This window comes from Embleya sp. NPDC005575, from assembly GCF_040605455.1.
In the GTDB taxonomy this organism is placed as follows: Bacteria; Actinomycetota; Actinomycetes; order Streptomycetales; family Streptomycetaceae; genus Embleya.
In genome coordinates, this window is the sequence record NZ_JBEXCV010000026.1 from 1 (window position 1) to 20,743 (window position 20,743).

Genomic DNA, 20,743 nt, shown 5'->3' on the forward strand with positions numbered 1-20,743 from the left:
CCGATCTGTCGGCGGGGTCGGCGGGGTCGGTCGCGGCGGCCGTCGGCAGGGCCCCGGACGGCACCGTGCCACCGCGGACTGCCGCCGCGATCTCGCGCATCGCGGCCACATCGGACTCGCCCACCGACCGGTCCTCGGCGTGTACCGCGGTGGCCGCCTCGACCAACAGACCGACCGAGTTCAACAGCGCCACCAGGCGCGACATGCCGCGACTACGTCCGGGCGCCACTGCTCGCCGGCCGAGCAGCAGGTCGTACGCGTGGTTGAGGGTCAGCGTCACCTCGGCCCGAGCCGTCTCCCACTCCGCCGTGCCGGCCGAGGCCAGCAGGTCCGCAGCCGCGTCGTACACATCGGCCACCGCGACCCGTTCGGGAATGCGCGAGCGCGCGGGCCACGCGAGCAACGCCATCACCAGCACCAACCCGGCTCCCAGCAGGGTCAGCATCGGCGCCCGCCACCACGGCGACGGCATCGGCAGGCCCGCGCCGATCACTGCCATCAACAACAGGTTCAGGCCGGACGCGGAGGCCACCGCACCGATCGTGCTGATCATCCCGGCGACCAGGGCAACCGCCGTCAACAGCGCGACAGCCGACCAGCCGTGTCCGAACTGCCAACTGCCGAGCGCGAGTCCGATGGCGCCGACGATCTGCGGTACGGCGATGTTCAGCACCCGCAGCCGGTAGGCATCGGCGGTGTCCCCGAACACCGCACCGAGCGCACCGATGGCCACCAACGCTCCGGACGCACTGTCCCCGACGGCCACGCCGACCGCGAGCGGCACCGCTATACCGATCGCGGCGCGCACGGCAGCCGCCTTCGGCATCGGGCCCGGGTTGGCTCGTAGCGTCAGGATGAGCCATTCGGGCGGCGCGAGCCTGCCCGATCGCGCATCACCGTCTTCGGCGTCCCGCGCACCGTCGGCGCGGCCACGGCCACTCGGATCGTCGCGTTCGGTCATGGTCATCACAGGATCCCGAGCAAGACGAGGTGAGCGGACAAGGCGCGCGGGGCCGAACAAGTACGGCATTCCGCTTCGCGGACCACGTTACCGAGCCCGTTCCAGGCACGATCGACCGCCCCGCCCTGCCCGGCGCCCGGCCGCGGATGGCTTCGGCGGGCCGCGTACTCAGGCCGGCGCGGACTTGCGTGCGTGCACGAAGAGTTGCTCCTCGGGGCCTGCGGCGGGGTGATTCGGCCGAAACACGCTGACCCCGTGGTGGACGATCTCCAGGCCCGCCGCGCGCAGCCGCACGAGCAGTTCCTCGGTGCTGTGGCTGGTCACCCGAGCCCGGTGGCCCAACCATTCGATCTCCACGCCGTCCGCCTCGGCCGGCACCGTCGCGAACGCGAGCAGGCCGCCGGGCACCAGGCGTGCGCCGAGCCGGTCCAATTGCGCGTCCAGGTCGGCCCTGGGCAACTGGAGGAACGCGAAGAACGCGCACACCGCGTCCCACGCGCCGTCGTCGTCGACCAGATCACGCGCGTCCAACTGTTCGAAGGTGGCCCCGGGGACCCGTTCCCGGGCCAGTTCGACCATGGTCGCCGAGACGTCGATCCCGGTGACCCGATGTCCGGCCGCGACCAGGCGTTCGGCGGTCGGCCGGCCGGTACCGGACCCGATGTCGAGCACCTTCGAGCCGGGCCCGAGCTCGGCGATCAGCCAGTCCAACGCGGCCAGTTGCTCGGGCAAATCCGCAAAGGCGGTCTCGTACCCGGCTCCGACGGCATCGAACAAAGCGGCGGCCGGGGACTCCGGACCGTGAGCCAGCGGAGAGTGCGAGGCGGATTCGGGGCTCATGGAGGGGGGCGTCCTTTCGCCGGCGGAACACGGAACGGTGAAGCGGAAGCGGAAGCGAAAGCGGGAGTGGGACGGGGCTCGAAGCGGTGCGGCGGAGCAGAGCCGGAAGGGGATACCGAGAACAGGCGCTGGGAGCGGGTACCGGGAGCATGCGCGAGAGCGGGTACCGGGAGCATGCGCGGGAGCGGATGCGCAATACGAACACGCCCGACCGGTTCGGGACGCCCCCGATCCGGGACACCTCCGGTTCGGGACGCCCCGGCTCCGCGCGCTACCGGCGCAGCAGGATGCCGCGGATGAACGCCGCCTGCCCCGCGTGCTGAAGGTCGTCGGCGATCACGCTGACCAGCCGCACGCCCAGGGTGACCGCCGGCGTCCATGCCTCGTCGACCACCCGCTCCAGGTCGGCGGCCGACAGCCCGCGTACGAAGGCGATGGTCTGCTCGTGGACCGCGTCGTAGTAGCCGGTGAGCAACGCCGCCGAGTCGACCCGTACGGAGGCCACCGCCTTGGTGTCGTGCCCGTACCCGATCGCCCGGACCGGGAAGGGCAGTTCGAATCGGCCGTGCCAGTCCTGCGCCGTCCATACCTGCTCCAGGCCCGCGACGTCCGAGACGTGGTCGTCCTGGACCCGGGCCAGGTGCCAGATCAGCCAGGCGATCGAATTCGCGTCGTCGTCGAGCCGCTCGGCCAATTGCTCGGGGGTCAGCCCCTCGACCGCCTCGTGCACCACCTCGCGCACCCGGCCGAACCCGTCGACCAATAGCTCCGCGCTGTTCATCGAACTCCTCGTTTCGTTCCGCTCGTCCGCTCGATGCCCGGTGCGCCGGCCCACCCGACTGCCCCGCCCGACCCCATCGACCCTGCTACTCCTGCCCAGCCTGCTCCCGGTCGTACACCTGCCGGGCCGCCTCGATGGTCGGGCTGTGTCGCTCGGCCCAGCGGACCAGGCCGGTGAGCGACGCGGTCAGCTCGCGCGCCACGTCGGTGAGGGTGTACTCGACTTTCGGCGGCACGGTCGGGTACACGGTGCGCGTCAGCAGCCCGTCGCGCTCCAGCCGGCGCAGGTTCAGGGTGAGTATGCGTCGGCTGATCCCCGGTACCGCGCGTTCCAGTTCGGTGAACCGGATCGGACCCTCCGCGACCGACACCAGGATGCCGATGCTCCACTTGCCCGCGACGTGGTCGAGCGTTTCGACCACCTGACACGCGTTCGCCCAGGTGACCCGATCCGGATCTGGCTCGGGCGCTCGATCCCGGTCGTCCCCCGCGGTGTTTCCGGCGGCGGGAACCCCTGTGACCTGGACGGGTACATCGGTGTTACTCCGGGACTTCAAAGTGCCTCCTTACGCGAAACCGTCATGGTCACAAACAATCGGCTCAGTGAACAACGAAGCAGCCACCGAACGTGAGGACGAGAGACCATGAACGCCGTCGAAACCCCGCAGAACGAAGCCGCCACGACGGATCCCGCGGGTCCGGTGGGTCCCGCCGAGGAAGCTCCGGCCGGCCCGCCGCCCCGACCGCTCACCGAGGACGAGGTGCTGGAGATCCTGGCTCGCGAAGGCATCGGCACGCTCGCGACGATCAAGCGGGACGGTCGGCCGCACCTGTCCAACATGCTGTTCGCCTGGGATCCGGCCGCCCGGGTGATCCGCTTCTCCACCACCGCCGACCGCGCCAAGCCACACCACGTCCGGCGCAACGCCAACGCCGCGCTGCACGTGTCCGGCGGCAACGTGTGGTCGTTCGCGGTCGCCGAGGGGGACGCCGAGGTCACCGAGCCGACCACGGTTCCGGGGGACGCCACCGGTCGCGAGTTGCTGGCCATGGTCCCGGCCGAGTTCCGCCCGGCCGACGAAAGGACCTTCTTCGCCGGCGCCGTCGCGGAGCGACGGGTGGTGATCCGACTGGCCGTCACCCGCCTGTACGGCACGGCACTGGACATCCCGGGCGCGTGAGCCGGCGCGCCCCGTTTTGCCCTGGGCCCTACTCGCGATGCGCCCGGCGGTAGGCGCGCGGGGTGGTTTCGGTGAGGGCACGGAAGTGCCGGCGCAGGGCGGCCGGTGAGGTGAATCCGGTACGGGCCGCGATGCGCTCGACGGGGACGTCCGTTTCGGTCAGCAGGCGTCGGGCCTCGCGGAGGCGGGCACGGAGCAGGTACTGAAGCGGGCTGAGACCGGTGTGGGCGTGGAAGCGGCGGGTGAGGCTGCTGACGCTGGTCCGCGCGTGGCCCGCGATGTCGGCAACGGTCAGCGGATGGTGCAGGTTGGCTTCCAGCCAGCGCAGGGTGGGTTCGAGGCCCACACTTTCGATGACTTCCCGGTCGATGGTGTCCCGGACGTCGTAGGCGTAGGTGTGCAGCGGCGTGATCAGTTCGCGGCTGGTCTCGTCGGCCACGCGCGGGCCGTGGTCGCCGCGCAGTACGTACAGGCAGACGTCCAAGCCGCCGAAGACGCCCGCCGCGGTCAGGAACGGTCCGTCCTCGACCACCGTGCCGAGCGGGTCCACCTCGATCCCGGGATACCGGCCGGCCAGTTCCTCCAGGTACCGCCATCCGGTCGTGGCGCGGCGTCCGTCGAGGAGTCCGGTCGCGGCGAGGGTGAACGTCCCGGTGCCGACGGCGGCGATCCGGCTCCCGCGCGCCGCCGCCGCACGCAACGCGGCCGCAACGCCGGTCGGCGGCTCGTCGCGATGGCCGTCGTGCCCGGGAACCAGTACGACATCCGCGTCCGCGAGGCCGTCGAGGCCGAACGGCGTGGCGATCCGGAGCGCGGCCGGGGCACCGGTGGCCCGCAGGCCGGGAGCCGCGCAGAGCCTGAGTTCGTACGCCACGCCCGGGTGGTCACGGCAGGCGGTCCCGAACACCAGGCCGGGGGTGGTGAGTTGATGCCCCGGGATCCCGTCGAGGGCCAGGACGGCGATCACTGACATAGCTGGAATCTAATGCCGCCCTGCCTCGAATCCTCCGGTGCGGCGGTCGCCGGGGCCGTGTCGGGGGCACACCGCGCCGCGCGCGGGTGGGTTGGGGCAGGGCCGAGTGCGACGTTCGCTTGGGGCAGGCCCGACCACGCCGCGCCGGTGGCCCGGAACGGGGGCCACCGGCGCGGGCTCGGCTCTTCGGGTCAGTGGTTGTGGTGGATCGTGTTGCGGATCCAGTCCGAGTAGACGGTCACGTTGGTGTAGAGGCCCGGGCCGGTCGCACAACCTTCCTTGCCGTCACCGTCGCCCGACGTGGTCCCGATCAGCTCCCAGCGGCCGTCCCGGCCACGCTGGAGCTGCGGCCCGCCCGAGTCGCCGAAGCACGCCATGGCCCCGGGCTTCCGGCTGACGGTGCACAGTCGGGTCGCCCCGGCGCGGTCGAAGCACTCGGCTTCGCTGCCTCGGCGGGTATCCAACTGCTGGAGCCGGTTGGGGAACACCGCGTGGTCGAGGTCCTTGTCCACGGTGGTGCCGAAGCCGAGAATCCGGGTGGGTGTGCCGACCGGTCCGGCCTTCTTGGCGATCTTGACGGGCTTCTGGGCGACCGGGCGATCCAGCCGGATCAGCGCGAGGTCGTTCTTGTTGGGGTCGTCCAGCTTGTAGCCCGGGTGCATCACGATCTTGTCGATCTTGCGGACCGTGCCCCCGGTGGTGCGGTTCGGGCTGCCGATTCGCACCGTCCCGTCCAGCACGATCGGCAGGTTGGCGGTGTCGACACAGTGTGCCGCGGTGAGGACCCACTGCCGATCGATCAGGGTCGCCCCGCACTGGGCGTCGACCCCTGCCGCGACCTCCGGGATGGACGCCATGAACGGGTAACTCTGCGTCGAATCCTGCCCGTTGACGATGGCCCCGGCACTGCCGGCCATGGCCGTGGCGCCCAGGACGACCGCCGCGCCCACCGCCGCCATCGATTTCGCGAGCAGCCGGCGGCGCGGGCGCTCGGGGCGGGCATCGAGGGTGTTCGAATGGGGCATGGGGCGACCTTTCGAGGATGGTGGTGCTGCCGAACACGGGCCGGACGTCCCCCCGCGTCCGTCCTCGTCCCAGTCATCCTCGGCGCCACGCCAGAACGGAAACAGCCGTTCCGATGTCATCCTCGGCTAGATTCCGGACATGCCAGTGATCGCCGTCCTCGTCCTCGACGGGGTCCCGGGGCACCAGCTCACCGCACCCGGACTCGCGTTCGGCGCCGCCGCCCGGCATCACCCTCCGGTCGCCTACGACGTGCGGATCTGCACCGCTCCGGGCTTCGAGGCGACGGGCGGCCTCGCGTCCTTCCACATCGACACCCCCTGGGGACTGGACGGATTGGCGAGCCTGGACGACACGGACACCGTGCTGCTGCCGGGGCACACCCGTTTCCGGGAAGAACCGCCGCCGGAGATCGTCGACGCGCTTCGTGCCGTCGCCGCACGCGGCTGCCGCATCGGCGCGGTCGGCACGGGCACGTTCACGCTCGCGGCCACCGGCCTTCTCGACGGCCGCCGCGCCGCGACCGGCCGCCGGGACACCGCGGAACTGGCCCGGCTCCACCCGCGGATCGAGGTCGACCCCGAGGGCTCGGTGGTCACGGACGGCCCCTTCCACAGCGCCGCCGGCGTCCTCGGAGGCGTCGATCTCTGCCTCGAACTGATCACCCTGGACCACGGTGTGGCAGTGGCCATCGAGACCGAACGGCAACTGTTCCTGCAACTCCACGACCCGGCCGCCGACCTCACGGGCCATGCCACGGCAAACGCGGCGTACAGCGCCTACACCCCGCCCGGCAGCAGCATCGCCCCCACCACCAGGTGGATGGAGACCAACCTCCGGCACCCGCTGACACTCGACGACATCGCCGCCCACGCGGGACTGGGCGTACGCAGCCTCACCCGTCGCTTCCACGCCGAAACCGGGCTCACCCCGCTCCAGTACCTGCTGCGCACCCGAATCCAACGAGCCCAATGGCTCCTCGAACGCACCGAGGATCCGGTGGAGCGCATCGCCACACTCACCGGCCTCGGCACACCCGCCAACCTCCGCCGCCACTTCCAACGCCTGACCGGCACCACCCCCAGCACCTACCGCACAGCCTTCCGCACCTTCGTCACCGACCTCACGGGCCCAACATGACCGGCGGGGCAGCGGCGCGCCGGGGCGGCCATGCGACCCCGAGCAGAAACAGCCCCGCGGCCAGTGAGGGCGGCCCGTCCCCGAGCAGCGTGGCCACCGCCGTGGGCACCGAAAGCCCCTCGCCGGCCCGAGTACCGCCCACCCCCGCCGCATCGAGCCCGGTAGCGCGCCCACCCGGCCCCAGGACCGGCCCACCTGCGGCTACATCCGCCGGGCGGGTCGCCCGAGGACGCCTACTTGGCCTCCGCGTACGTATTCACCACCGCCGGCATCAGCGGCAGCAGCACCGGTGTATCGCCGAACACCAACGTCCGGGCCTCGGCTGCGGCCTCGACGATCGCGGCGGCCACCACGTCCGTGAGGTCGGCCGGGCTGTGCACGATGATCTCGTCGTGCTGGAAGAAGACCAGGTGCGGGCGCCCCGACGGCGCCGCGTCGTACGCGGTGAGTCGGCGCCGCAGGGCGGCGAGCAGGGCCAGCGCCCAGTCCGCCGCGCTGGCCTGGATGACGAAGTTGCGGGTGAAGCGGCCTCGGGCGCGGGCAGACCGGGCGCCGGCATCGTCACCCCCGCGGTCGCCGGACGGTTCGCCCATGCCGCTTTCGGCCAGGTCCAGCCATTCCGAGGACGGCGGCGGGCAGGTCCGGCCCAGCCGGGAGCACACGATGCCGCCCTCCTCGCCGGTGCGTGCCGCCGCCTCCACGTAGCCCATCGCGTCCGGGTACTGGCGCCGCAGCGTGGCCAGCAGCGGCCCGATGTCGCCGCTGGTCTGCCCGTACATCGCGCCGAGCAGGCCGAGCTTGGCCTTGGCCCGGTCGCCCTGGAAGGCGGCCTTGGCCAGCGCCTCGTACAGGTCGCCGGCGGCGGCGGAGCGGGCCAGGCCGGAGTCCTGGGACATCGCGGCAAGGATGCGCGGTTCGAGCTGGGCCGCGTCGGCAACCACCAGCCGCCAACCCGGGTCGGCCACTACCGCGCCGCGCAGGACCCGCGGGATCTGCAACGCGCCCCCTCCGCGTCCGGCCCAGCGGCCGGTGACCACGCCGCCGACCACGTACTCGGGGCGGAACCGACCACCCCGCACCCAGGTGTCCTGCCAGGCCCACCCGTGCGCGGCGTGCAGGCGGGCGAGTTCCTTGTACTTGATCAGCAGATCCGCGGCCGGGTGGCCGATGTCGCGCAGGTACCACGTGCGGGTCGAGGTGAGCCGGACGCCCTGGTCGGCGAACGCCTTGATCACCTGGGCGTGCGAATCCGGGTTGAACGCGCGCCCGCCCAGCGCCGCACGCAACTGCTCGGCCAGGTCGGCGAGTCGCTGCGGCGGTGTCCCGGACACCCGAGGGCGGGTGCCGAGCAGTTCGGTGAGCAGCGCGTCGTGCACCTCGACCCGCCAGGGCAGACCGTCGGCGGCCATCTCGGCCGCGACCAATCCACCCGCCGACTCGGCGGCGACCAGCAGCCGAAATCGCGAACGCCGGGCGGGGTCCTCGATCGCCTCGATGCGGCGCAACTGGTCGGCGTGTACCGCGACCACGGCATCGAGCGCGTCGGCGCCGGCGGGCAGCCGTTGACGGTCGGGGACGAACAGGCTGTCCTGCGCGTCGGCGGCGCCGATCGGCAGGTCGTCCGGTACGGGCAGGCCCTTCAGCCGGGCCCAGGCCGCGCCGAGCGAGCGCGGCTCGCCGAATCGGCCCTCGTGCGCGAGCAGCAGCGACTCGACCAGCGCCAGGTCGTGGCAGCGCGCGACCCGGCTGGGCAGCAGCGGTGCGTACGCGCTTTCCGCCGAAGCCCACACCCACCTCGGCGGAACCGGTGCGGCCTCGAGATCGGCGATCGCCGCGACCAGGTCGCCGACCTGCGCGGCGGGCCCCGACGGCACGCCGTCATCGCGCAGCGGCTGCAGCCGACCTCCGTGCCCGTACGCGTCGGGCGCCATCGCGACCCGAGGCGCGACCGGCCTCAACACGCGCCGCCGGCCGACACGCCGCACCCGACCCGATCCACGACCGACCTCCTCCCGACGCATCCGATACGGACGAATCACCCACAACCAACAACCCCACCAACCGCCGCACCTTACCCGCCCGAACCGACACCACCGGTCGACCTCACCGCCACGAGCCACCCGAGAACACCGCACGGCGGGCTTGTACACGGGGCCGGGGCGGCCCGAGGTGCGAGTGCCGGTTCGGCGGGCAGTCACGGCGTGGGTGCCGGCACGGGTGGACCGGCGCGGGTGGGCCGGTCCACCCGCGCCGGTCCGGGTGGGCCGGTGGGCACCGGCAGGCCCGCAAGGCGTAACCCCACACGGCTGACCAAGCCACCGGCGCCGGCCCATACCGGAGCGCGTCCACCCGCGCGGCACACGCACGCACGAATGCGCCGGGCCGATGCCCACCCCCGGCCCATGCGGCCTACGCGGCGTGCCGCTCCCCCGCGACCAGGGGGCTCGGGGGTCCGGCTCGGGCGAGGAGTCGGTGGTCCTCGCCCGAGTCGGGTGGGGTCAGCCGGCTCGGCGGGCGATGGCCGGGGGGTGTTCAGGTGCCTCGTAGGTGGCGGCCTCGGCGTCGCGCAGCAGGGTGATCAGGTCGCTTCGGGCCCTGGCCACGCGGGACCGCACCGTACCGATCGGGCAGCCCGCGATCGTGGCGGCCTCGGCGTAGCCGAAATCCAGCACCTGGGTCAGCACGAACGCCTCCCGGCGGGCCGGGTGCAGCGCCTCGAACAGGTCGTCCAGGGCGAGCCCCTCCTCGAAGCCGGGACGGGAGATGTCCTGGCGGCGCTCGGCGACTTCGACCCAGTCCTCGACCGAGGCGGTCCGCGGCCGGGCAGCCGCGGCGCGATAGCGGTCGACGACCGTGCGCCGGGCGATGGACAGCAGCCAGGTGCGGACCGAGGACGCCCCGGTGAAACGAGGAAGGGCCGTCCAGGCGCGCAGATACGTCTCCTGGGTGAGGTCGTCCGCGCTCTGTACATCGGTCAGATACGCCACGAAGCGCCACACGTCGCGGTGCGTACCCCGGACGAAGTCGTCCACGGCGTCCGGGTCGCCGGCCGCGCCCGCCAGGGCCCGTGCGGTCAGGTCGAGGTCATGCACCGGATACCCCCACACCCTGGACGGAGTACGTCGAGCGGTTCGTGGTCGACGATCGCCGGGCCCGGTGCACGGCCACGGGCCGGCGGTCGGTCGGCGGGTGGACTCTCAAGGCCCGGTCCGTGGGCGGCGTGCGGTCGTCGGGCGCCGCCGACGCCACCCCGGCCGAGTGCGCGCGATGCGGACGGAGCGCACGATGCGCGCGCTGTCGATCGCTTGTCGGCGGATGGTCGGCCCGGCATGCCGGGTGGTCGAAAGGGTGCAGGGAAGTCACGTTTCACGTCCTCGTCATGCGAGCGGCGATCGATCGGGCCCGAGGCGGATCGATGCCGGGTTGGTGGGCGGGACGCCCGCCGGAGCCGAGTACGGCGCGGAAGCCGCGGGCTCGGTCTCGACGGCGGTGCGCGGATCACCCAACGGCGCCTCGGCACGCGACCGGCCCGCTCGGCGCGCGATGTCGGATTCGGACACGGCGACGGGCGGGGCGGCGCGGTGGGCGCTCCTCGGGTGGCGGGTACGCCCGGGTCCACCGGCGGCGACGCGGATGCGTTCCGGGTCGGCGTCGCGCACGCGATGTGCTCGGTCGCGGGTGCTCACCGCGAACGTGGGCCGATGCACGGGCTCACGCTCACGGGCGCGGTACTCACACTCCTGGGCGCGGCGCCGACGCGGACCGGGCGCCCCTTCCGGGCGCGGCCCCGCGCCGTGCGGCGGCCACGAACGAGTACGCGCGAACGGACACTCGCGAACACGCACTCGTCGACACGGCGCCGGACTCGCTCACCGCGCCGAGGGCGAGGCGAACGCGACCGGGTCGTGCCAGCGCACGCGGGTCGGGTGGACGGCTCAGGCGAAGAGCGCGGCGGGCGGCCCGCGGCCCGGCAGCGGGCGGCAGACCCACTTCGGGATGGCCCGTTGGCCGCGATCGCGCGCGCGGGGCATCCCCGGCAGTCGGGTGGCGACCGGCGCCGTCCAGGCGCCGGCCAGGGCGAGCACCACGGTGCCCGCCATCGTTGCGAGCAGGCGCAGCAGCCGGAAGACGGCCTTCTCACCGTGCCGCAGCCACACGCCGCAGCCGAGTGCGGCGAGCACGTGCGCGGCGAACATGCCGCCGGCGCCGTTGCCCATGACCGCCGTCAACGCGCCTTCGTGGTTCATCCCACCGGCGCCGGCGGTGTGGTGTCCGCCGGACGGCGCTCGACCGAAACCGGCCGCCTCCGGTGACTGCCCGGCCAGGTTCGGGTCCAGGCGCATCCGAATCAGGAGTTCGGCGACCGACCGGGTCGGCGCGTCGCCGGGTCGGTCGTCGTTGCACAAAAGGACCTGAAGCCACTGGTCGCGGAAGCGGGCCGCGCCGGTCGGTTCGGGAACCGGTTGGCGGGCCAGCGTGAACAACGTGTGCAGGCCGGCCTGGGCGGCCAGTACCGCGCCGGTGATCACTCCCAGACCGCGCTCGCGATCGGCCACGGCCCAGGCGAGGATGCCGATGCCGACGCCGGCACCGACGGGTGCGGCCCAGTGGATCGACGCGTCGGACATCAACGTGTGCCCGAACAACGCGAGCAGCACGCAGATCACCGCGAAGATCGCGGCGCGAACGGCTCGGAGCACGGACCGGGCAGGCATGGTGACGTCATGTTCCCATCCGCCGGGCGCACCGGAACCCTCGGGTGCCCGGCCGGTTCCCGAATTTCTCCCGAATCCTTCCCGAACCACGCCCGAACGCGCCTTCGAGGCAGGCCCGTTCCGGTCTTGATTTCGGGCAATTCGTGATAAAGCTTGCCCGTCATGGGTATTTCCGGTCGATTCCACATCCCCGTAGGGGAATCCCGGCGGACGGGGAACCGGAGATCATCGCCGGCCGACTACCGGGGTGCCCGCGCCCGACAACCCATGCACATGCCCGCGCAGCCCTCGTGCCGTCCCGCCGTTCGATCCCTGGAGCCCGATTCATGCCCGTGTTCGCCGGCGGACCCGACGCCCGGAACCGCCCCTGGCCCCTGTCGTTGCGTACCGCTACCGCGCGTCCCGCCGCGAACGCGGTCTCGGGGTCGGCCGGGTCGACCTCGGCTGCCCGTACGGTGCTCGCCTTCCTCGGCCTGCTCGTGCTGCTGTTCGTCGTCGCGTTCGCGGTCGGGCGCCAGGCCGGGCCGGTGGCGCCCGACCTGCGCAAGCCCGGTCCGCCCCGAGCCCCGGTGCCGATGGGCGAGGAGGGCGGCGGCGGACACGGCCGGATGGGGCTCGGCGGACCCGCCGGCGCAACGCCCGCTCTCGCGCTCGGCGCACCCGCCGACGCGGCGCGCACTCTCCCGCTCGGCGGAGGTGCGGTGTGACCACCTCGGCGGCCCTGCTCACCACCGACGTCACCGTGTCCGGGATGACCTGCGGGGCCTGCGTGAACCGGGTCGAACGACGGCTGTCCCGGCTGGAGGGGGTCAGCGCGACGGTCAATCTGGCCACCGGTCGGGCGCGGGTGGTGCATCCCGCGTCGGTGCCCGTGGTCGAACTGCTGGCTGCGGTCACCGAAGCCGGCTACTCGGCCACCCTGACGACGGCGACCCCCGCCGCGGCCCGACCGGCCGGCGCCGGGGAGCCGGACCACGGCCGACGGGACCTGTTGCTGACCGCCGCGCTCGCGGTCCCGGTCCTGGTGCTGTCCATGGTGCCCGCGTGGCAGTTCACCAACTGGCAGTGGTTGTGCCTGATGCTGACCGCGCCGGTGGCGACCTGGGGTGCGTGGCCCTTCCACCGGCGAGCCCTGCACGGGCTGCGCTATGCGGGCGCGACCATGGACACCCTGGTCAGCCTGGGTGTACTCGCCGCGTTCGGGTGGTCCCTGTGGGCGCTGTTCGTGGGCGGCGCGGGCGAAGCCGGGATGCGGATGACGTTCGGCCTGCTCCCGTCCGCGACCGGCACAGAGGCCCACTCATATCTCGAAGTCGCGGTGGCCGTACCCCTGTTCGTCCTGTTCGGCCGCCGGTTGGAGGAGCGGGCGCGCCGGCGTACCGGATCGGCGGTGCGGGAGTTGGCCGCGCTGGTCCCGGACGAGGCCGCCGTGCTGCACCCGGGACGGGGCGGCCAGGAGGTCGAGGTGACCGTGCCGACCGCGTCCTTGACGGTCGGTCAGGTGTTCGTGGTGCGTCCGGGCGAGCGGGTGCCGGCGGACGGGGTCGTGGTCGAGGGCCGCTCCGCGTTGGACGTGTCCCATCTGACCGGGGAGAGCCGGCCGCTGGAGGTGGGCCCGGCGGATCCGGTTCCCGGCGGGAGCGTCAACGAGGGCGGCCGGTTCACCGCACGCGCCACGGCGGTCGGCGCGGACACCCGACTCGCCCGGATCACCGCCGCGGTCGAGGAGGCCCAGGCCGGCAAGACCGGCGCGCAGCGCCTGGCCGATCGCATCGCGGGCGTGTTCGTGCCGTCCGTGCTGGCGACGGCGGTGACCGTGCTGGGCTTCTGGCTCGGCGCGGGCGGCGATCCGCAGGCCGCGGCCGGCGCGGCGATGGCCGTGCTGGTGGTCGCCTGCCCGTGCGCGCTGGGCCTGGCCACGCCCACCGCGATCCTGGCCGCGACCGGTCGCGGTGCCCGGATGGGCGTGCTGATCCGCGAACCCGCCGCTTTGGAACGGCTGCGCCGGGTGGGCACCGTCGTGGTGGACAAGACCGGCACACTGACCACGGGCAGCATGAGCCTGCTGCGCCACGAGCCGGCCCCGGGGGTGGATCCGGGCGAACTGCTGTCCCTGGTCGGCGCGGTCGAGGCCGCGTCCGGGCATCCCATCGGTCGGGCCGTGGCCCGGGCCGCGACCGAGCGGTTCGGCCCGTTGCCGCCGGTGGCCGACTTCGCGGCCGAACCGGGCACCGGCGTACGCGGCCTGGTGGAGGGGTCGCGGGTGGCGGTGCTGCGGCCGGGCGCCGAGGACGTGACATCGTTGCCGGTGAACCTGCGGGCGGTGCTGTGCGAAGCGGACGCGGCCGGGGACACAGCCGTGCTCGCCACGGTGAACGGCACGCCGGCCGGGGTGTTGGTGCTGGGCGACTCGGTGCGTCCGGAGGCCGCCGGCGCGATCCGGGCCCTGGATCGGCTCGGCATCACGGTGATCCTGGCCACCGGCGACCGTCCGGGGCCGGCGCGCGCGATCGCCGACGCGGTGGGCATCGACGAGGTGCTGAGCGAGTTGGACCCGCACGACAAGGCCGACCTGGTCCGGGGCCTGCGCCGGGACCAGTCCGGCCGGGCGATCGCGGTGGTCGGGGACGGGATCAACGACACCATCGCGCTGGGCGCGGCGGACCTGGGTATCGGGATGGGTGGCGGTACGGCCGCGGCGATCGGCGCCGCGGACGTCACGCTGGTCGGCGACGACCTGAGCGCGCTCGCCGACGCGATCCGGCTCTCCCGGCGCACGACCGGCACCATCCGAGCCAATCTCGGCTGGGCGTTCGGCTACAACGTGCTGCTGATCCCGGTCGCGGTGACCGGCCTGCTCAATCCGATGCCGGCCGCCGCGGCGATGTCGGTCAGCTCGCTGGCGGTGGTGGGCAACAGCCTGCGGCTGACCCGATTCCGCACCGACCGCCGTCCCGAGCACCGTGCCGATCGCGGCACGGACCCGCGCTCCGACCGCCGCCGCGACCGCCGTTCCGACGACGCGAGCCAGGACCGGACGTGAAGCCCCTCGCCCTGCTCAAGACGGTCGCGGGCCCCCTCGTGGCGGCAGCCCTCGCACTGGCCCTGCTCACCGCCTGGACGGCCGGTGGGCAAGCCGGCAGCGCCCCGAAGCTCTCGATCAGCGACGGTCGCGTGCACCTGGCCACCAACGCCGACGCGACCTCCGCCTACTTCACCATCCGCAACTCCGGTGCCGCCGACGACGAACTCGTCTCGGTCAGCACACCGATCACCGACGACGTGGGATTCAGCTTCCACACCTACACCGGCTACGCCGGTCGGATGTGGATGACCGAGTCCCTGCCGATTCCGGCCAACGGCCTCCTGGGCATGACCGCGAGCGGCGCCAACATCATGCTCGGCACACCCCCGAAACTCACGCCGGGCCAGGTCGTCCCCTTCACCCTCCGCTTCCGGCACAGCCCACCGATCCACACCACGGCCGTCGTCATCCGCCCCGGCACCTGGACTCCGGCCAAAACGACCTGACCGCCCGAACCCCTACGGCCCGCTGCGCCCGGACACCGCGCGGTGGCGTCACGCGGCCTGTGGTCACCGCGGAGGCGGCCCGCGCGGACGACCCGCCCCGACGAAGGGTCGGGAGCCGACCGGGGACAATAAGGGATCATCCCGGGTGCGCGGCGCAGCGGCGGCTCGCGGCATCCCGATCCGGCAGGAGTCCCCACACCGTGTCCGACCAGCGCGAACCCGCCGTACCCGGCCGGGATCCGGGCCTCCTCGACGAACGAGCCGACAGCCTGCGCGCCGACTGCGCGAACTGCTTCGCGCTGTGCTGCGTCGCGCCCGCCTTCGCCGCCTCGGCGGACTTCGCCCTCGACAAGCCCGCCGGGCGCGCCTGTCCCAACCTGCGCTCGGACGACTTCGGCTGCGGCGTACACACGCGCCTGCGCGACATCGGCTTCTCGGGCTGCACCGTCTACGACTGCTTCGGCGCGGGACAGAAGGTCGCCCGGGTCACCTACGCGGGGCAGGACTGGCGCCGGGCGCCGCACACGGCGAAGCAGATGTTCCGGGTGTTCCCGATCATGCGCGACCTGCACGAACTGCTCCGGTATCTGTACGAGGCGCAGTCCCTGGCACCGGCGCGCCCGATCCACGGCCGGCTGCGTGCCGCCTACGAGGACACCGAGCGGCTCACCCGTGGCGAGCCCGCCGAGCTGCTCCGGATCGACATCGGGGCGCTGCGGCAACAGCTCAACCCGCTGCTGCTGCGGGCGAGCGAGCTGGTCCGGGCCGGTGTCGGGGGCAAGAAGAAGGACCGCCGAGGCGCGGATCTGATCGGCGCCCGGCTCAAGGGGGCCGACCTGCGCGGCGCGAACCTGCGCGGGGCGTACCTGATCGGCGCCGACCTGCGCGGTGCGGACCTGCGGCTCGCCGACGTGATCGGCGCCGACTTCCGCGACGCGGACCTGCGCGGCGCGGACCTCACCGACGCCCTCTACCTCATCCAGTCCCAACTCGACGCCGCCAAGGGCGACTCCCACACCACCCTCCCCCCGATCCTCACCCGCCCCACCCACTGGAGGTGACCGGCGCGTGCCCCCCCGGCGGAGATCGCGCCACGCGGCGCCGACCCGGCGGGATCGGCCGTCTCGCGCAGGAGAGCCTGGGCCGTGTCCAGCGCACGCGCGCTGTCCGCGAGCGCCGTCCCCAGCGCCGCGGCGAGCGCGGTCGGCCGCGGGAACGTGGGACTCGGCATCCGGGTCAGTCGGTCGCCCAGGCAGCGCGCCTGACCGGCGGCCAGCGACAGCGCGATCAACGCCTCCCTCCGCCGCTGCCACGGCCCGACCGGAAGCAGCGAGTCGAGCACGCAAAATGCGCGCCGCACCGCTTCCCCGTGCCCGAGCACCCCGGTGTGGATCTCCCGGGTCCGGGCGCGCAGTTCGATCGCGGACTCGACCGGCCCCCGGCCGGCCGGCGCGCACGGTTCCGGGCTCGTCGAGCGCCCGCGTTCGAACGTGTACAGCGGCCGGCCCATCGCGTCCGCGAGCCGAGTCCACGCGTGGCCCTCGACCGGCGGATCGGCGACATCGCCCACGGCCAACAGTGTGCGTGCGTCGCACTCGGTGAACGTGCGTCGATCCTCATCGGAATTGTTCATCGAGCCGCCTCCCGCTGTCGCATGTCTCGAACCGCACGTCGAACCGCACGTCGAGCCAGAGGGCCGATCAGAAAGGCGCCGCATGACGCCTACCGGTCGAACGCGCGACCGCCCGGGCGCCGTTGGACCGGGCCGGCGGCGCGCCGATCCCTCCGCGCCCGAGCCGGACCGGTACCCGAGGCACCGACCCGGGCCGCGTCGCTCGGATCCAGGCGCCGTCTCGTGGCCCGGCGCGGCCGCAGACGCCACCGACCGGCGCCCGCCGGGACGCTCAGGCCCGGCCGAGCACGTATTCGAGCGTGTCCGAACGGGCCCGGCCCAGCACGCTCTCGCGCAGTGCCTCGGCGAACTCCTCGACGGTGACCACCCCGTCGCCGTCCGCGTCCATCGCGTGCAGCCAACCGATCCGGTGCGGGGCCGTGCCGTCCGCACCGAGCAGACGCGCGTAGTCGGCCTGATCGATCCGGCCGTCCCCGTCCCGGTCCACCGCGGCGGCCACCCGGACCATCAACGCGGCCATCGCGGCCCCCGGCGCGGCCTCGGCGAGCACCCGGTACTCGTCGGCGTCGACCACGCCGTCCCCGTTCGCATCCGCCGTCGCACGCAACTCGTCCCACCACGCGTGAAAGGCCGCGTACATGACCTCCTCGTCCACTGCGGCCAGGTCCAGTCGATCGCTGAACACCCGGGCGAGGGCGGCCAGATCGGGCCAGGACAGCACCCCGTCGCCGGTCTGGTCCAGGATCCGCACGAACATGTCGGCGAGTTGCGTCGCCGGGTCGGCCGGGCGATCGCGCGGGCCGAACCGGCGCAGCCCGCGCCCGGCCTCCCGTCTGGCCGCGATGTAGGTCGCCGCGAGCGGCATGTACACCCACTTCGTCGGCAGCAGATCGCCGGCCACCGCCACGGTCCGACACGCGAGCGACACCACCGTCCGGGCGCCGAACGGCACCCGGCCGCGCTCGCCCAGCCGCTCCCGAAAGGCCGGCGGCAGAGTGGTCGCGACGGCGGTGCGGATCGCGCCGCCGAGCACCGCGCACGCAACCGACCACACCGCCTCGGGGACGAAGGACAGCTGCGCCGGCGCCGGCAACCGCCCGAGTGCGTCCAGGAGTTGCTCGACCCCTTGGCCGGCCGTCAGCTTCTCGCGCACGATCTCGTCGAACCAGACCCGGTATTCCTCCACCGTCTCCGGCATCGCGCTCGCCGGCACCCCCAATTGCAGACCCACCACCAGCCATTCCGCGTACAACTCGGCCTGCCGCTCGTCGTCGAGCGGATCGCCGCCGAGCTCGCACATCAGCACCATCGCGTCGAACACGGTCAGGTGCACCCACGCCTGGGCTTCCGGGTCGAGCGCCGAGTACGTCCGGCCGTCCGGATCCACGCCGTTGATGTGCCCGTGCAGCCGGCGCAGCCGGGCGGCCTCGTGCTCGCGGTCCGCCTGGTCCTGGTAGAGCAGCCGCTGCAGGCTGAGCAGGGTCTGCTCGGCCCGGCGCCACGGATGTCGCCGGTAGGTGGAGAACTCCACCACGCCGGCACCGACCACCGGATGCGCGGTCTCCAGCACGATCGCCCGACCGATGGTGGTCAGCAGGCGCCATTGGCCCAGGTAGCGCCAGCTGAGGGAGCCGGCGCCGGGGAAACGTTCGGGGCGGCCCGGCATCCGGGGGGTATCCGACATGTGCGGCCTCTCTCGCCGATCGGCATGTAGTCGTGACGATACAATTAGTCACCATTCGTCGTGGCCGATCCGAAAAACCGCCGACCTCCGCCCGCGAGTCGGCCCCACCGACGAGTTTCGGAAGCGGTCACGGTCGACCTCACCGAGACTGGAAGGGCCGACCCGGCCACCGCTGCCGGCGTCGGCCGGGCCACCGCCGAGGAGGGCAGCCGGATGGCAATCGTGATGGCCGAGAAGACGATGTCGCTGGACGGGTTCATCGCAGACTCGTCGGACGACGTGGCGGAATTGTTCGAGTGGTACTCGAACGGGAATGTGGAGACGCCCGCGCCGGGCGGGGGGATGACGTTCCGCACCTCGGAGCCGAGTGCCCGGCACCTGCGCGAGCTGGTGGTCAACACGGGGGCGGTCGTGACCGGACGCCGGCTGTTCGACCTCACCGACGGGTGGGGCGGCAGCCACCCGATCGGCGTGCCGGTGTTCGTGGTCACCCATCACGTACCCCAGGACTGGGTCGCCGAGCATCCACAGGCGCCGTTCACGTTCGTCACCACCGGCCTGGAGAGGGCCGTCGCGCAGGCCCGAGCGGTGGCGGGCGACCTGTCGGTGGGGGTGGGCGGCGCGGACATCGTGCGCCAGTGCCTGAACGCGGGCCTGGTCGACGAGATCGTGGTCAACCTGGTGCCGGTGTTGTTGGGCGCGGGCATCCGCTTCTTCGACCACCTCGCCGACACCCCGATCAAGTTGGCGGCGACCCGGGTGATCGAGGGCCGGCACGTCACGCACCTGTACTTCCGGGTGGTCCGCCCGAGTTGAGGCCCCGCTTCGGATCCGGGACCCGCCCGCGACTCACGCCTCGCGCAGCACCGTCGCCAACTCTTCGACGGTGCCCGTCCAGGCGTGCGCCGGCGGCGCCGCGAAGCCCACCAGGACACCCTGTTCCGCGGCCGCCCCGTGCCACAGCTCGCCCAGTCCCCGCAGGGCGATCCCGCGCTCCGAACTGAGCGCCAGCACCCGCTCCTCGGCCGGCCCGCCCGCCGGGAACGTCATCAACACGTGCAACCCGGCCGGCACGCCCCACAACCGCAGCGCGCCCGCCCGTTGTTCCGCCTCGAACCGGCGTACCAGATACGCCCGCCGCCGGCGATAGCTCAGCCGCGAGGCGCGTACGTGCCGGTCGTAGTCGTGCCGGGCGAGCAGGTCGGCGAGAACGAGTTGGCCCAGCCCCTGGGTGTGCCAGTCGGCCCGGAACTTGGCCCGCACCACCGGTTCGACCAGATGTCCGGGCAGCGCCATCCAGGCCAACCGCAGGCCGGGCCCGAGCGTCTTGGACACCGATCCGCAATAGGCGACGTGCTCCGGCGCCATGCCCTGAAGCGCGCCGATCGGCTGCCGGTCGTAGCGGAACTCGCCGTCGTAGTCGTCCTCCACGATCAGCCCGCCGCTCGCGCGTGCCCACGCGCACATCTCGTGTCGTCGCGCGGGCCGCAGCGGCACGCCCGTCGGGTACTGATGCGCCGGCGTGAGCACCACCGCGCCCATCGCCGGATCGGCCGGCCGCTTCAGCCGCGCACCGTCGGCGTCCACCGGCAGCGGCAGCACCGCCGGCCCGGCGCGGCGGATCACGTCGCGGTAGACGTTGTGCCCGGGGTCCTCCATGCCCACCGCCCGCACCCCGGCCTCGGTCAGCACGCGCGCGAGCAGGCCGATCGACTGGTAGAAGCCGGACGTGATCACGATGCGATCGGGCGTGGTCAGCACGCCGCGGGTGCGCCCGAGGTGTTCGGCCAGCGCGGTGCGCAGTTCGAGTCGACCCTGCGGATCACCCACGCCGTGTACGTCGGCCGGCGCCGCAGTGGTCAGCACCCGGCGGGTGGATCGCAGCCAGGCCGAGGTCGGGAAGGCGGACACGTCCGGCATCCCGGGCCGCAGATCGAATCGCGGCACGGCCGGCACCGACGGACCGCCCGCCGCGTCCCGGGCGGCCGGCTCGGTCGGACCCGCGACTCGGGTCGCGGCGCCCTGACGCGCAATCAGATACCCCTCGGCGACCAGTTGGTCGTACGCGGCGGTCACCGTCCCGCGCGCGAAGCCCAACTCGGCGGCCAGCCCGCGCGTGGACGGCAGCGGCGCGCCCGGCGCCAGCCGCCCGGCCCGTACCGCCGCCCGCAGTGCACGCTCCAAGCCGATACGGCGACCCTCGGCGGTGTCCACCTCGACGTGCAGGTCGATCGCGTCGACCGGGAAACTGGACCAGTCCTCGAACATTTCACTGGATCTTA

Annotated in this window: 19 protein-coding genes; 7 read left to right on the top strand and 12 right to left on the bottom strand. The window is 73.2% G+C overall.

The window, feature by feature from the left end; all coding sequences use genetic code 11:
* The 4 genes from ABZS54_RS11765 to ABZS54_RS11780 form a co-directional block, all read right to left on the bottom strand.
* Window positions 1-967, bottom strand: a 967-nt coding sequence (locus ABZS54_RS11765) for an FUSC family membrane protein (RefSeq protein ID WP_355533722.1), incomplete at its 3' end; no start/stop codon positions are given.
* Window positions 968-1,129: 162 nt separating this feature from the next.
* Window positions 1,130-1,801, bottom strand: coding sequence for a class I SAM-dependent methyltransferase (locus tag ABZS54_RS11770; RefSeq protein WP_355533724.1), 672 nt, complete (start codon window positions 1,799-1,801; stop codon window positions 1,130-1,132).
* Between the two features lie 271 nt (window positions 1,802-2,072).
* Complete coding sequence (locus tag ABZS54_RS11775) at window positions 2,073-2,582, bottom strand: DUF664 domain-containing protein (protein WP_355533726.1); 510 nt, start codon at window positions 2,580-2,582, stop codon at window positions 2,073-2,075.
* Window positions 2,583-2,667: 85 nt separating this feature from the next.
* Entirely contained in the window at window positions 2,668-3,003 is a 336-nt protein-coding gene (locus tag ABZS54_RS11780) for a helix-turn-helix domain-containing protein (protein ID WP_355533838.1), read from the bottom strand.
* A 222-nt stretch (window positions 3,004-3,225) separates the two neighbouring features.
* Between ABZS54_RS11780 and ABZS54_RS11785 the strand changes: the two genes are divergently transcribed.
* Entirely contained in the window at window positions 3,226-3,762 is a 537-nt protein-coding gene (locus ABZS54_RS11785; protein ID WP_355533728.1) for a TIGR03618 family F420-dependent PPOX class oxidoreductase, read from the top strand.
* A 28-nt stretch (window positions 3,763-3,790) separates the two neighbouring features.
* On the opposite strand, the gene ABZS54_RS11790 is transcribed toward ABZS54_RS11785, so the two are convergent.
* Window positions 3,791-4,735, bottom strand: a complete 945-nt coding sequence (locus tag ABZS54_RS11790; protein WP_355533730.1) for a helix-turn-helix domain-containing protein — start codon at window positions 4,733-4,735, stop codon at window positions 3,791-3,793.
* A gap of 191 nt (window positions 4,736-4,926) precedes the next feature.
* Window positions 4,927-5,760, bottom strand: coding sequence for a serine protease (locus tag ABZS54_RS11795; protein WP_355533732.1), 834 nt, complete (start codon window positions 5,758-5,760; stop codon window positions 4,927-4,929).
* 139 nt (window positions 5,761-5,899) lie between these two features.
* Between ABZS54_RS11795 and ABZS54_RS11800 the strand changes: the two genes are divergently transcribed.
* Window positions 5,900-6,898 carry a helix-turn-helix domain-containing protein gene (locus ABZS54_RS11800; protein ID WP_355533734.1) on the top strand — a complete coding sequence of 333 codons (999 nt, stop codon included), beginning with the start codon at window positions 5,900-5,902 and terminating at the stop codon, window positions 6,896-6,898.
* Between the two features lie 233 nt (window positions 6,899-7,131).
* Here the strand turns inward: ABZS54_RS11800 and ABZS54_RS11805 are convergent, their stop codons facing one another.
* The 3 genes from ABZS54_RS11805 to ABZS54_RS11815 form a co-directional block, all read right to left on the bottom strand.
* Window positions 7,132-8,829 (bottom strand): bifunctional 3'-5' exonuclease/DNA polymerase, encoded by a 1,698-nt coding sequence (locus ABZS54_RS11805; protein WP_355533736.1) that lies wholly within the window; start codon window positions 8,827-8,829, stop codon window positions 7,132-7,134.
* A gap of 567 nt (window positions 8,830-9,396) precedes the next feature.
* Window positions 9,397-9,990, bottom strand: a complete 594-nt coding sequence (locus tag ABZS54_RS11810; RefSeq protein WP_355533738.1) for a sigma-70 family RNA polymerase sigma factor — start codon at window positions 9,988-9,990, stop codon at window positions 9,397-9,399.
* A gap of 843 nt (window positions 9,991-10,833) precedes the next feature.
* Window positions 10,834-11,613 carry a hypothetical protein gene (locus ABZS54_RS11815; protein WP_355533740.1) on the bottom strand — a complete coding sequence of 260 codons (780 nt, stop codon included), beginning with the start codon at window positions 11,611-11,613 and terminating at the stop codon, window positions 10,834-10,836.
* A gap of 326 nt (window positions 11,614-11,939) precedes the next feature.
* On the opposite strand from ABZS54_RS11815, the gene ABZS54_RS11820 reads away from it, so the two are divergent.
* The 4 genes from ABZS54_RS11820 to ABZS54_RS11835 all read left to right on the top strand — a co-directional run bounded on the left by ABZS54_RS11820 (window position 11,940) and on the right by ABZS54_RS11835 (window position 16,205).
* A complete protein-coding gene (locus ABZS54_RS11820) occupies window positions 11,940-12,320 on the top strand; it encodes a hypothetical protein (RefSeq protein WP_355533742.1) in 381 nt (126 codons plus the stop codon).
* Window positions 12,317-14,656 (top strand): heavy metal translocating P-type ATPase, encoded by a 2,340-nt coding sequence (locus ABZS54_RS11825; protein ID WP_355533744.1) that lies wholly within the window; start codon window positions 12,317-12,319, stop codon window positions 14,654-14,656. Before ABZS54_RS11820 ends, ABZS54_RS11825 begins: the two co-directional genes overlap by 4 nt.
* Window positions 14,653-15,144: a copper chaperone PCu(A)C gene (locus ABZS54_RS11830; protein WP_355533746.1), complete on the top strand. Its 492-nt coding sequence runs from the start codon at window positions 14,653-14,655 to the stop codon at window positions 15,142-15,144. Before ABZS54_RS11825 ends, ABZS54_RS11830 begins: the two co-directional genes overlap by 4 nt.
* A 200-nt stretch (window positions 15,145-15,344) precedes the next feature.
* A complete protein-coding gene (locus tag ABZS54_RS11835) occupies window positions 15,345-16,205 on the top strand; it encodes a pentapeptide repeat-containing protein (protein ID WP_355533748.1) in 861 nt (286 codons plus the stop codon).
* Here ABZS54_RS11835 and ABZS54_RS11840 read toward each other — a convergent pair.
* Together ABZS54_RS11840 and ABZS54_RS11845 are read right to left on the bottom strand one after the other, a co-directional pair.
* Window positions 16,115-16,777, bottom strand: a complete 663-nt coding sequence (locus ABZS54_RS11840; protein ID WP_355533750.1) for a hypothetical protein — start codon at window positions 16,775-16,777, stop codon at window positions 16,115-16,117. The two genes, ABZS54_RS11835 and ABZS54_RS11840, sit on opposite strands and share 91 nt — an antisense overlap.
* A gap of 271 nt (window positions 16,778-17,048) precedes the next feature.
* Window positions 17,049-18,461, bottom strand: coding sequence for an oxygenase MpaB family protein (locus ABZS54_RS11845; protein ID WP_355533752.1), 1,413 nt, complete (start codon window positions 18,459-18,461; stop codon window positions 17,049-17,051).
* A 213-nt stretch (window positions 18,462-18,674) separates the two neighbouring features.
* Here ABZS54_RS11845 and ABZS54_RS11850 point away from each other — a divergent pair, with 213 nt between their 5' ends.
* A complete protein-coding gene (locus tag ABZS54_RS11850) occupies window positions 18,675-19,277 on the top strand; it encodes a dihydrofolate reductase family protein (protein ID WP_355533754.1) in 603 nt (200 codons plus the stop codon).
* A 33-nt stretch (window positions 19,278-19,310) separates the two neighbouring features.
* Here the strand turns inward: ABZS54_RS11850 and ABZS54_RS11855 are convergent, their stop codons facing one another.
* Complete coding sequence (locus ABZS54_RS11855) at window positions 19,311-20,729, bottom strand: PLP-dependent aminotransferase family protein (RefSeq protein WP_355533756.1); 1,419 nt, start codon at window positions 20,727-20,729, stop codon at window positions 19,311-19,313.
* Window positions 20,730-20,743 lie beyond the last annotated feature (14 nt).